Here is an 11244-nt window from a genome sequence, read left to right on the forward strand (position 1 = left end):
AAGAGGATCAAGATAGTAAACTTAGTTTTATAACTAAAGGCCAAAATGCTCCTACGGGAAATTTATCCCCCGAAAGACAGGCCTTCATTTAGTGTCCACTTGCCATTGCGGCCGCGAACCCAGCCGCCCGCGGCGGCAGTCCCACCGTCGACCGGCAGGATAACCCCCGTAATATAACTTGCCATGGATGAGCAAAGGAAAATTGCTGCATCGCCGCATTCAGCGTCCACCCCCTCGCGCCCAAGCGGGATCAAGCGGTTCATGGCATCGACTTCTTCGGCGCTGTGAGCCCGCCAGCTCGCAGGATCGACCGGCCCGGCGCGATTGCCCTGATTGCCTGGCGTGATCGTGTGATCGGGTGAGATGCAGTTAACCCGGATGCCGTGCGCCGACAGCTCGATCGCCATCGACTTGGTAAAGCTGACCATCCCCGCCTTGCAGGCCCCGTAGATCGCAAAGTTTGGCGCCGCGCGCTCTGCCTCGATAGAGGCGACATTGAGAATGGCCCCGCCGCGACCGCCCCGGATCATGATCGGCGCAGCCGCGTGCGTTGCAGCCAGCATCGACAGCAGATTGATGTCGATATGCCGCCGCCAGCTGCGTTCGCTTTGCTCTAGAAACGGCTTGGCCGACACGCCACCTGCGTTGTTTACAAGAATATCAAGCCTGCCAAACCGCGCATCGGTGGCGGCAATAGCCGCGCGCAACGCGTCTGTGTCCATTGCGTCACCCGGCAGAACCAGCGCTGCGCCGCCCAGTTCGCCGATCCGGTCCGCGGTCTCTGCGCAGCGCTCGGGAATGATATCGAACACCGCAACTGCTGCGCCCGCCTCCGCCAGCCGCAGCGCGATCCCCCGGCCAATCCCGCCGCCGCCGCCGGTGATGAAGGCTACTTGCCCATCGAGCCGCCCGCGTTCAGTCATCGAGGCCGACTCCCATGACGGCACCGGTCACATAGGCCGCGTAATCGCTGGCAAGATAGGCCACGATATTGCCGAGTGTCTCACCCGCCTCGCGCGTCAGGACCGTGTTCACCCGGATGCCGTCACGCGCCCACTCGACGCCGAGCGTCTTGGTCAAGTTACCCAGCGCACCCGCCGCGGCCGCATGATCGCTGCCCAGCGCCTGCTCGGGCGCACCGACATAAACGATCGCGCCGCCCCGGCGCTCAGCCCGGCACATGGCAGCAAAGGCCCTAGCCAGCAAAAAGCGCTGGTCGACGCCGATATCCAGGGCTGCGCGCCATTCAGCGTGGCTCAATTCGTGCGCCGGCCTGGCTAAGGTCGGTACGGCAACGTGTACCAGCACATCGCAGTTCCCCTCGCGCACCAGCGTTGCCCCCTGTCCCGCCAGGGCCGCGGCAATCGCCGGGGATTCGCCGACCAGTTGCGCAGTCTTTCCATCTAACCAGCCCATCAGCGCCATCCCCACGGACCCTCGGCGCGTTCGCGCGGTGGGATAAAATCGGGCATCATCAATGAGCGGCGCAGGCTTTCCCCGCCATCCTGGACGATCACCTGTCCAGTCATGCCTGCCAGCATGGGCGTGCAGGTCATGGCCGCAAGCCAACCGAATTCATGAATGGATCCGGTGCGCCCCGCCGGGATCATGCCCTGCAGGCTCTCGGGCCCGCCTTCGTGCTGGCCTGCCGTCGAGCTTTCGTGCGGAAAGAATCCTGCAGCGACCGCGTTGACCCGGATGCGGTAAGGCGCCCAGTCACGCGCCATCGCTTTGGTCATGGTCGCCTGTGCGGTCTTTGCCGCGGCTGAATGGGCATCGCCGGGAAAACCGGTCCAGATGTATTGCGCCGAATTGTTGATAATCGCTCCGCCTTCCCCGCGGGCGATCCGGCGGCGGGCAAATTCGGAAGAGCACAAAAACGTCCCGTCGATCGCGATCCGGGTTACGGCGTTCCAGGCGTTCACCGAGATATCCTCGGCCAGGACCGGAAAGTTTGCGCCGGCATTGTTGGCGAGCAGAGTGACCGGGCCCAAAATTCGCTCTGCCTCGTCAAATGCGGCGGCTACTTGCTCAGGCAGGCGCACATCGCAGCTCATACCATGTGCGCTCGCGCCCAATGCAGCGAGCTCTCTGGCGGCCGCCTGTGCCTTTTCCAGATTGCGCCCCATCACCGCGACACTCGCACCGCCCTGGGCAAAGGCGCGCGCCATCGCCAGCCCCATGCCCGATCCACCCCCGCTGACCAGCACGGTCTGTCCGGCGAAGATGTTCGCAGGATAGGGCGGTTCTGCGAACGGCGGCGGGACCGCAATGATATGGTGCGAGGGTACGGGCATGGCCGTAATGCTTGCGGAGCAGCGCGTGCCCTGTCAAGACATAGATAACCAAGTGATACAGGATGGCGGGATGGAGATTATTGCTGAAGGGCTGGCTTTCCCGGAAGGGCCGGTTGGGTTTGATAGTCTTGCGGTAACCGCTGCAGGCAATGTTTGCGTCGCCACGCTGTACCAAGGGGGGATTACCACAATCACGCCCGATGGAAGGACCGCCAAACGCGTGTTCGACGATCCCTACACGACCAATATCGCCTTCGGCGGCGGCGACATGCAGGACGCTTACATCACGCTGTCGGCCACGGGCCGGCTGATCAAGGTGCGCTGGGACGAGCCGGGCCTGCGGCTGAACTTCCATGCCTGACCCCGCTGTTGATCTCGCAGCCGACCGTGACGCGATCCGCGACCTGCTGGCGCGCTATACCTACAACGGTGATCGCGGGCGGATCGAGGCGCTGGCGGCATGCTTTGCTGATGACGGCACGCTCGACTATCCTGGCAACCGGGTCACAGGGCCAGCCGCGATTGCCGCTGCGTTGGCAGGCCGGGCCGACACCCGCAACCCGGCGCTCACATTCGTGCGTCACCACATCACCAACCCGCTGATCGATATCGATGGCGACCGGGCCAGCGCGCGCAGTTATTTCGCTGTCCAAACCGACATCGGCCCAGATCACAGCGGCACCTATAGCGACACCCTCGCCCGCACACCGCACGGCTGGTGCTTTGCCAACCGGCTCGTGCGGGTCGATTGGCAATCGCCCGGCTCGCTGTTCCACCCGATGGTCACGCGCGAATGAAAATTTGACACCATAGTGTCATTTTGACACCCTTCCTTCATGATCGAAGCCCATTCCGACCTTGCCTTGCTGATCGATGCCATCGCGCGAACTCAGGGCCGGCTGCGTGCAGCATTTGCCCCTGCCCGCGCCGGATCATCGCTGAGCGATATGGAACACACCGTTCTGGTCGCGGTCGTCGAAGCTCGCCGCGCGCCCACAGTTCCGCAAATTGGACGGTCGCTCGGCCACCCGCGCCAGGTAATCCAGCGCGCGGCCAACCGCCTGATCGAAGCCGAACTGATTGCCGCCGCGCCCAACCCCGATCACAAGCGCGCCGGCCTGCTGGTGCCGACACCCACGGGGCGCGCGCTTCAGACGGAAGCCAACCGCCAAGCGCGACAACTTGCCGCCAGCCTCATGACCTGCCTCGATCCGGCCGAAGTCCAGCAGGCTACCGCGCTGCTCACGACGATCCGCGCCGGGATCGAGCGCCACGAAAAGAGCAGGAACCCATGAACGCCGTCGCCGGACTTGCTGACACGGCGAAGCTGACGAGCTGGCTCGATGCGCATGTTCCCGAACTGGGAGCAGGCCCGCTGGCGGTCACCCAGCTGCACGGCGGCACCTCCAACGTGATCCTCATGCTCAATCGCGGCGACATGGACATGGTGCTGCGCCGCCCGCCCCCGATAGCCCCACCCGGTGCGGAGAAAGGCGTGCTGCGCGAGGCGCGCGTGCTCACTGCACTCCGCAGCACGTCGGTTCCGCATCCGCGTTGCTGGGGCGCCTGCGCCGATCCCGAAGTTATCGGGGCGCCGTTCTACGTGATGGACCGGGTCGAAGGTTGGGCCGCCGAATTGCGTGACGAGCGCATCTACCACCGCGCCCCGTTTGACCGCGCACCATGCGAATACGGCATAGGCTATGCGATGGTCGACGGCCTGATCGCGCTCGCAAATGTCGACTACAAGGCAGTCGGCCTTGAAGGGTTCGGCAAGCCCGGCAATTTCCTCGAACGGCAGGTGGATCGCTGGGAAGGCCAGATCCGCTCGTACCCTGAGCGCTACGGATCGGCGTGGCGTGAGCTGCCGGGCTTTGCTTATGCCCGCGACTGGCTTCGCGCGAACGTGCCTGATGATTTCCGCGCCGGGATCATCCACGGCGATGTCGGCACGCCGAATGCGTTGTTCGCGTTCGACCGCCCGGCGCGACTTACTGCGCTGATCGACTGGGAACTCTCGACCATCGGCGATCCGCTGATCGACCTTGCCTGGTTCACGGGCCGCCTGCGCGACGAGGACCACCCCGATGTCATCGGCGAGGCGACGCTTTATGCAGTGGAGAATTTCCCGACCCGACAGGAACTCGCACGCTACTATGCCGCCGGGACCGGGCGCGATCTGGCCTGCTTTGACTACTACTGCGTGCTGGCCGCCTACAAAAGCGGCTGCATCCTTGAATACAAGGTGGCGCAAAGCAGCGCCGGGATCCTCCCGCCCGAAGCTGGACGCTTTTTCGACAAGCTGGTGCACGCGGCCTTCGCCCGTGCTGAAACGCTGGCCCGCAAGGCAGGCTGAGGAGACACAGCGCATGTGGCAATTCCAGACCGACCCCGCATACCAAGCCCAGCTCGACTGGATGATGGACTTCGTGAAGACCCGAGTGGAACCACTCGACTACCGCTTCCCCGGCCACGGCGCGCCCTATGACGTGGCTAACCGCGAAAGCCGCGCGGCCATTGCCCCCATGCAGGATGAGGTGAAGCGGCGCGGGCTGTGGGCCTGCCACCTCGGCCCGCATCTCGGCGGCCCGGGCTTTGGTCAGATCAAGCTGGCACTCATGAACGAGATCCTCGGCCGGGCATATTGGGCGCCGACTGTGTTCGGCACCGCCGCACCCGATACCGGAAATGCTGAAATCCTGGCGATGTTCGGCACCGAAGCGCAGAAAGCGCGCTATCTCCAGCCGCTGATGGACGGTGAAATCGTCTCGTGCTTCTCGATGACCGAACCGCAGGCAGGAGCCGATCCCAAGGAGTTCGTCTGCCAGGCCTGGCAAGAGGGCGACGAATGGGTGATCGAGGGCGAAAAGTGGTTTTCCTCCAACGCCCGCTATGCTGCGTTCCTGATCGTGATGGCGGTGACCAATCCGGAGAACCCGCCGCATGGGCGGATGAGCATACTGATCGTGCCGACAGATACGCCCGGCGTGGAAATCCTTCGCAATGTCAAAATCTTGGGCGATGACCACACCAGCGATCCCCAATCTGCTTTCGACGGCATCCACGCCTATATCCGCTACAACAAGGTCCGCGTGCCGCGCGATGCGATGCTGGGCCTGCCCGGCGAAGGCTTCAAGGTGGCGCAGGCGCGGCTCGGTGGCGGCCGCGTCCATCACGCCATGCGCACCGTCGGCAAGTGCCAGCGCGCGCTCGACATGATGGTCGAACGCGCCAATTCGCGCCGCACTCAGGGCAAGCTGCTTGCCGAGCACCAGTTCGTGCAAGGGATGATTGCCGACAGCTGGATCGAGCTCGAACAGTTCCGCCTGCTGGTGATGAAGACCGCCTGGACAATTGACGAAATCGAGGCAGGCCGCGTCACCCCGATCCATCCGCGCACGCTGATCGCGATGTGCAAAGTCCAGATGGCCAAAGTTTATCATGACATTATTCAACGGGCGATCCACCTCCACGGCAGTCTCGGTGTAACTCACGAACTGCCGCTTGCCGACTGGTGGGGCGGTGTTGCCAGCCTCGCGCTCGCCGACGGGCCGACCGAAGTCCACAAGGCGCAGGTCGCCAAGGCGCTGCTCAAGCGCGGGGCGGCCGCGCCGGGGCTCTTCCCCAGCGAACATATCCCCACACGCATGGAGGCATTGGGCTGATGGACCCCTTGTTCGATTTCACCGGGAAGATCGTGCTGGTCACCGGCGGCAGCCGTGGCCTCGGCTACCAGATGGTCAAGGCCTTTGCGGAGCGCGGCGCCGATGTGATCATTGCCAGCCGCAAGCTCGAGAACTGCGAGCGTGTGGCGGACGAATGCCGCGCGCTCGGCCGTCGGGCGATGGCCTTTGCGATGCATGCCGGCCGCTGGGCCGAATGCGACGCGCTGATCGATGCGGCATATAGAGAATTCGGTCGGGTCGACGTGCTGATCAACAATGCCGGTATGTCACCCCCCTGTCCCAGCCACGATATGCCCGAGAGCCTGTTCGATTCGGTGCTCAATCTCAATTTCAAGGGTCCGTTCCGCCTCGCCAGCCAAATCGGCCACCGCATGGCATCCGATGACTTTGGGCGAGATGGCGGCGCGATCATCAACATCAGCTCCACGGGCGCGCTGATGGCCTTGCCAGGTGTGGCGCCCTATGGCGCGGCCAAGGCGGCGCTCAACGCGATGACAGTGTCGCTTTCCCGCGAATACGGCCCCAAAGTGCGGGTCAATACGATCAGCGCTGGCCCGTTCCTGACTGACATCGCCGAGGCATGGGATCCGAAGAAGCGCGAAAAGCAGCCGGTCGCGCTGGGCCGCCCCGGCAATCCGCACGAGATCGTGACCGCTGCGCTCATGTTGGCGAGCCCAGCCTCTTCCTATACCACTGGCGCATTACTTCGGGTTGATGGAGGACAACGGTGAATACACGGCATCTGGTAGATCCCGAGCTCGTGCCGATGCTGGACCTCATGCCGGTTGTGACGTTCTCCCGTGAGAGTCTTTCCGAGATTAGGCAGCAATCCGAAGGGCGGTTCGCTATGTTCGGCGCGCCTCTGCTTGCCCCCGTGGTGAAGACGATCGCGGGGCCGGGCGGTGCGCTTGATATCTACTGGTTCGATCCCGCACCGGGAACGTCCGGCCGTCCCGCTATGCTGCATATCCACGGCGGCGGCATGGTTATCGGCAGCGCGCGGACCATGCAGCACAGTCCATCGGGAATCGCTGCTGCTTTAGGCATTCCGGTCGCGTCGGTTGAATACCGCCTGGCACCGGAGACCCCGTTTCCCGGCCCTCAGGAAGATTGCCTGGCCGCTCTCTCATGGCTCGCCAAACATGCAGACGAACTGGGCATCGACCCAGCTCGCATCGGCATATACGGTGAGAGCGCAGGCGGCGGATTGGCGGCCGGGGTGGCGCAAATGGCGCGCGATACCAATGGCCCTGCCTTGGCGGCACAAGTGCTGATCTACCCGATGCTCGATCATCGCACGGGCGGAGATGCCTGTCCGTACTGCAATCCCATAGCCGGTGAATTTGTCTGGACGCGGGCGTCGAACCAGTTCGGGTGGGATGCCTTGCGGGGGAGTTACAACTTGGGCGACGCGCGCAAGGGCTGGTTCTCGCCGTCGCTTGCCGAAGATCTTGCAGGACTGCCGCCGACCTGGATTGGCACAGGCAGTCTTGACCTCTTCTTCGACGAAGACTTGGATTATGCCCGCAATCTCGTCGCCGCAGGCGTTCCGGTCGAGCTCCACAGCTATCCAGGAGCATTCCACGGCTTCGACATCATGGCCTCGGCCGGTGTAGCGCAGGCTTTCAATCGAGACTTGCTGGGAGGCATCTCACGTCTGCTCGCTATCGGAGCACGGCCATGACACAACTTGTTACCTTCGCGCGCAAAGGCGCGCTCGTAACGCTTACGCTCAACCGTCCGGATAAGCGCAACGCGCTTAACCTCGCATTATGGGGGGAACTGGCAGCGCACCTTAATACGATCGCAGCGGCGGGAGACGATATCGCAGTCGTGATCCTGCGCTCGGCTGGCCCGGTATTCTGTGCGGGTAACGATCTCAAGGAACGGGGCGTCAAAGCTCCGATGCGAGACTACCAGGCCAAGATCGTAACCCGCCTCGCCGATCTACCCCAACCGGTGATCGTTGCCGTGCAGGGCGGCTGCTTTACCGGCGGACTAGAACTCGCACTAGCGGGTGACATCATCGTCGCGAGCGAGAGCGCCAGCTTCGCCGATACTCACGGCAAGTTCGCGCTGGTTCCGGCCTGGGGCATGAGCCAGCGCTTGCCGCGCCGGGTCGGGCAGTGGAAAGCACGCGAAATGAGCTTCACCGGCCTGCCGGTATCGGGCCGGGAGGCGGCGCGGATCGGCCTTGCCAACCACTGCGTGCCCGATGCCGAACTGGAGGGCACTGTCGCCCATATGGCCGAAGCCATTGCAGGGCAAAGCCGCCACAGCGTGTTTGCCTACAAACGGCTATACCGCGAGCAAGCCGACCTGCCGCTGCCTGCGGGGCTGGCGCATGAGGTGTTCGCCAGCGCCGGACTCGGCCCAGACTTTGCCGAGCGGGTCAGCGGGCAATTTGGCAAGTAGCTCTGGTGGCGGCGCTATTCGAACCGGGCATTCTCGCGGATCGTCGCCCATTGTCGGCCGTCGTGTCCAAAGAGAATGCGGGTACCCGCCGCACGCATACGCGACAGCCGCTCGAGAGTCAGACGGCCCTGCTCAATATCGGCGGTCGCCTTGGGCAACACCATCGTATCAAGGTTGCGCTCGGTGTAGCAGCAGTCCCCGGCGAGCAGCACATCGCCCCTGGTGAGCTTGACGATCACGCTCTGATGCCCGGGGGTATGGCCGTAGGTTGGCACAATCCGCACCGAGCCATCACCGAACAAGTCGAACTCGCCCTCGATCGTGCGCATCGGCTGCCCGGTGTCGAAATCGAGCGCATCGTAGAGCCCCGGCTCGGGCCGATCGCAGGCGACCGCAAATTCGCGCGCCTGCACGATCGCCGTAGCATTGGGAAAATGCACGTTGCCACCGCAGTGATCGACATGAAGGTGCGAGTTGACGATCCAGTCGATGCTCGTCGGATCGACATCGATCGCGCGCAGGCGGGCAGCAATGTCCATTCCCTCGAACCATTGCAGCCCAAACTTATTAGCGGGCAGCGCGGTCTCGCAATCGCGGCGATATCGCGCGCCCATGCCAGTATCGAACAACGCCCTGCCCTTCGGATGGTCGATCAGATAGGACGGAACAGGACCGCGCAGATAGTCGCCCTCGTCCCCCTCGATGAAGTAGCCGGGCCGACATTGGAACCAGCCGCAATTGAAGGCAAAGAGCCTGAGAACTTCGGTCATGCCGTCGAGCCTAGCGCTCGCAGAATGGAAGACAACAGGCATTCGGCGCACCGCCAAGGCAGGCGCATCGTGGCTTTAATAAAGGGACCCCCGACATGCCCCGCGTCGTGATCGCCGATGAACTAGGTCCGCCCTCCGCCTATCGCTTGCGCGATCTGCCGTCCCGCGCGCTGGAGCCGGGCGAGGTACGGGTCGAAGTCCACGCTGCCGGGATTAGCTATGTCGATGTGCTGACCGCGGACGGCCGCTATCAGGTGAAGCCACCACTGCCGTTCATTCCCGGCAGCGAGGCGGCAGGGGTGATCAGCGAGGTCGGCAGTGCGGTTCAGGGCCTAGCTGTAGGCGACCGTGTTTCGGCTAGCGGCTGGGGTGGCCTGTTTGCCGAGGAAGCAGTGTTGCCTGGACGTAGCGTGCGGATATTGCCCGACGTGATGGGATTTGCCGAGGCGGCGGTCTTCCCGGTAAGCTATGCCACTGCTTGGCATGCGCTGATCGACCGCGGACAGCTTCGCGCCGGGGAAACACTGCTCGTGCTCGGTGCGGGCGGCGCGACCGGCCATGCTGCCGTCCAGCTCGGCAAGCACCTTGGCGCCCGCGTGATCGCTTCAGCCTCGAACGAGGCGAAGCGGGCGCTCGCGCTTGCCGGGGGCGCCGATGCCGCTGTCGATGCCCGCGCCGATGACTGGCGCGCATTGGTCAAGTCCGCCAATGGCGGCAAGGGTGTGGACGTTGTGTTCGATTGCATTGGCGGCGCGGCGACCGACCCGGCTTTCCGTTCGCTCGGCTGGAAGGGCCGGCATCTCGTGGTCGGATTTCCGGGCGGCATCGCGGCTCTGCGCACCAACCTGCCCCTGCTCAAGGGGGCCAGTCTGATCGGTGTCGATGTCCGCCAGTTCGGCGAGTTCGAACCCGATCACGCGGAAGCCAACAGAGCTGCGGCGTTCGCGTTGGCTGGTAAGGGCGTGTTACGCCCGGTGATCGCGCATCGCTATCCGCTGGCAGAGTTTCACGCGGCAATGACGGAGGCCGCGCGCGGCGAGACTGCCGGGCGCATCGTGCTCGAAATGCGCTAGACATAAGTGTACTAGGTATTTGGCTCTGATCTGCGCAATATCGGCCGGCCCTACCCTCGAACGGCGCCAAATCAGGCGAGCCATTCCGCGCCGATGCGGTCCAGCCGCGCGCGCCAAGCCTGTCCCGGAACCAGCGCGGCAAACTCCTGAGCGATCCGCGCGACCAAATCGGCAACCGGCTCGATTTCGTTGATCAGCCCTACGCTGTGCCCGGCACTGAAGATATCGCGCCACGGGCGGATCCCTTCCGGCATCGGCACGCGGCGCGTAGGCAGACTGTCAGGATCGAGACCGGCCTGTTCGACCGAGTCGCGTATCCAGTTGGCCGGCACCCCGTTCATGGCGGCGGAGATCATGATCCGGTCGATACCTGCCTGTGCGATCATGTCGCGGTGGGCTTGAACCACACCGCTTTCGGGCGTTGCAATAAAGCGGGTGCCCATGCACGCAAGATCGCCGCCCAGCGCCAACGCGCCTGCAATGCCGTGCACATCCGCGATCCCGCCGCCAACGATCAACAACCCATCCCAGATTCGCCGCACCGCCGGAACAAAGGCAAAAGGAGTGATGAAGCCGGTATGTCCTCCGGCCCCGGCGCAGGTGAGCATCAGGCCATCGACCCCGGCCGCAATCGACTTCTCTGCATGCCGCAGAGTGGTCACATCCTGGATGACGCGCCCACCCCAGGCATGGACGCGCTCAACCAGCGCTGCGGGGTTGCCAACGCTAGACAACACCAGCGGCGCCCGGTGGCGTTCCAGCAGCGCAAGCCGGTCCTCGCCGTCGCCGTCAGCGCCGATGCGGGCGGGCAAATTGACCAGCCCCGGTGCGCCACCGGTCTGCTCGAGCGCCTCGAGATAGCGGGAAAAATCGCTAAGAGCCCGATTCAAAAGTCTGTCATGCGGCTGAAAGTCGCGCAATTCTGCGGGTTAGCATCCGGATAGAAGCGATATTCGCCCACGCGGTCGAGCTCTCGATGGAGCGTTCCCAGTCTTTGGCGAGG

14 protein-coding genes and 1 pseudogene are annotated in these 11244 nt (G+C 63.9%); 9 read left to right on the forward strand and 6 right to left on the reverse strand.

Features of this window, described 5'->3' with window-relative positions:
• Positions 1 to 62 precede the first annotated feature (62 nt).
• From LDN95_RS18340 to LDN95_RS18350, 3 genes are read right to left on the reverse strand one after another with little or no spacing between them, the layout of a single operon-like run.
• A complete protein-coding gene (locus LDN95_RS18340; RefSeq protein ID WP_226019015.1) occupies positions 63 to 923 on the reverse strand; it encodes an SDR family NAD(P)-dependent oxidoreductase in 861 nt (286 codons plus the stop codon).
• Complete coding sequence (locus tag LDN95_RS18345) at positions 916 to 1425, reverse strand: SDR family oxidoreductase (RefSeq protein ID WP_226019016.1); 510 nt, start codon at positions 1423 to 1425, stop codon at positions 916 to 918. The genes LDN95_RS18340 and LDN95_RS18345 overlap by 8 nt, the downstream gene beginning before the upstream one ends.
• Entirely contained in the window at positions 1416 to 2297 is an 882-nt protein-coding gene (locus tag LDN95_RS18350) for an SDR family oxidoreductase (RefSeq protein WP_226019017.1), read from the reverse strand. Before LDN95_RS18350 ends, LDN95_RS18345 begins: the two co-directional genes overlap by 10 nt.
• Between LDN95_RS18350 and LDN95_RS18355 the strand changes: the two genes are divergently transcribed.
• Genes LDN95_RS18355 through LDN95_RS18390 form a run of 8 tightly spaced genes read left to right on the forward strand, consistent with a single transcriptional unit; the run spans position 2296 to position 8398 of the window.
• The gene (locus LDN95_RS18355; protein ID WP_226019018.1) at positions 2296 to 2658 is read left to right on the forward strand and encodes an SMP-30/gluconolactonase/LRE family protein; all 363 of its coding nucleotides are present in this window, start codon (positions 2296 to 2298) and stop codon (positions 2656 to 2658) included. The two genes, LDN95_RS18350 and LDN95_RS18355, sit on opposite strands and share 2 nt — an antisense overlap.
• Entirely contained in the window at positions 2651 to 3094 is a 444-nt protein-coding gene (locus LDN95_RS18360; protein WP_226019019.1) for a nuclear transport factor 2 family protein, read from the forward strand. The genes LDN95_RS18355 and LDN95_RS18360 overlap by 8 nt, the downstream gene beginning before the upstream one ends.
• Before the next feature lie 39 nt (positions 3095 to 3133).
• The gene (locus tag LDN95_RS18365) at positions 3134 to 3592 is read left to right on the forward strand and encodes a MarR family winged helix-turn-helix transcriptional regulator (protein WP_226019020.1); all 459 of its coding nucleotides are present in this window, start codon (positions 3134 to 3136) and stop codon (positions 3590 to 3592) included.
• Positions 3589 to 4653, forward strand: a complete 1065-nt coding sequence (locus tag LDN95_RS18370) for a phosphotransferase family protein (RefSeq protein ID WP_226019021.1) — start codon at positions 3589 to 3591, stop codon at positions 4651 to 4653. The genes LDN95_RS18365 and LDN95_RS18370 overlap by 4 nt, the downstream gene beginning before the upstream one ends.
• 13 nt (positions 4654 to 4666) lie before the next feature.
• Positions 4667 to 5962, forward strand: coding sequence for an acyl-CoA dehydrogenase family protein (locus tag LDN95_RS18375; RefSeq protein ID WP_226019022.1), 1296 nt, complete (start codon positions 4667 to 4669; stop codon positions 5960 to 5962).
• Positions 5962 to 6714 carry an SDR family NAD(P)-dependent oxidoreductase gene (locus LDN95_RS18380; protein ID WP_226019023.1) on the forward strand — a complete coding sequence of 251 codons (753 nt, stop codon included), beginning with the start codon at positions 5962 to 5964 and terminating at the stop codon, positions 6712 to 6714. Before LDN95_RS18375 ends, LDN95_RS18380 begins: the two co-directional genes overlap by 1 nt.
• Positions 6711 to 7667, forward strand: a complete 957-nt coding sequence (locus LDN95_RS18385; RefSeq protein ID WP_226019024.1) for an alpha/beta hydrolase — start codon at positions 6711 to 6713, stop codon at positions 7665 to 7667. The genes LDN95_RS18380 and LDN95_RS18385 overlap by 4 nt, the downstream gene beginning before the upstream one ends.
• Positions 7664 to 8398: an enoyl-CoA hydratase/isomerase family protein gene (locus tag LDN95_RS18390; RefSeq protein ID WP_226019025.1), complete on the forward strand. Its 735-nt coding sequence runs from the start codon at positions 7664 to 7666 to the stop codon at positions 8396 to 8398. The genes LDN95_RS18385 and LDN95_RS18390 overlap by 4 nt, the downstream gene beginning before the upstream one ends.
• A 14-nt stretch (positions 8399 to 8412) precedes the next feature.
• Here LDN95_RS18390 and LDN95_RS18395 read toward each other — a convergent pair whose 3' ends face one another.
• A complete protein-coding gene (locus LDN95_RS18395) occupies positions 8413 to 9168 on the reverse strand; it encodes an N-acyl homoserine lactonase family protein (protein WP_226019026.1) in 756 nt (251 codons plus the stop codon).
• A 95-nt stretch (positions 9169 to 9263) separates the two neighbouring features.
• Between LDN95_RS18395 and LDN95_RS18400 the strand changes: the two genes are divergently transcribed.
• Positions 9264 to 10241, forward strand: coding sequence for an NADPH:quinone oxidoreductase family protein (locus LDN95_RS18400; protein WP_226019027.1), 978 nt, complete (start codon positions 9264 to 9266; stop codon positions 10239 to 10241).
• A 71-nt stretch (positions 10242 to 10312) separates the two neighbouring features.
• Here the strand turns inward: LDN95_RS18400 and LDN95_RS18405 are convergent, their stop codons facing one another.
• Entirely contained in the window at positions 10313 to 11131 is an 819-nt protein-coding gene (locus tag LDN95_RS18405) for a nitronate monooxygenase family protein (protein ID WP_226019028.1), read from the reverse strand.
• 7 nt (positions 11132 to 11138) lie between these two features.
• Positions 11139 to 11244, reverse strand: a pseudogene (locus tag LDN95_RS18410) (IS5/IS1182 family transposase); the annotation flags it as partial.

Origin of the sequence: Novosphingobium sp. FKTRR1 (assembly GCF_020404405.1) — a bacterium.
Lineage (GTDB): Bacteria > Pseudomonadota > Alphaproteobacteria > Sphingomonadales > Sphingomonadaceae > Novosphingobium.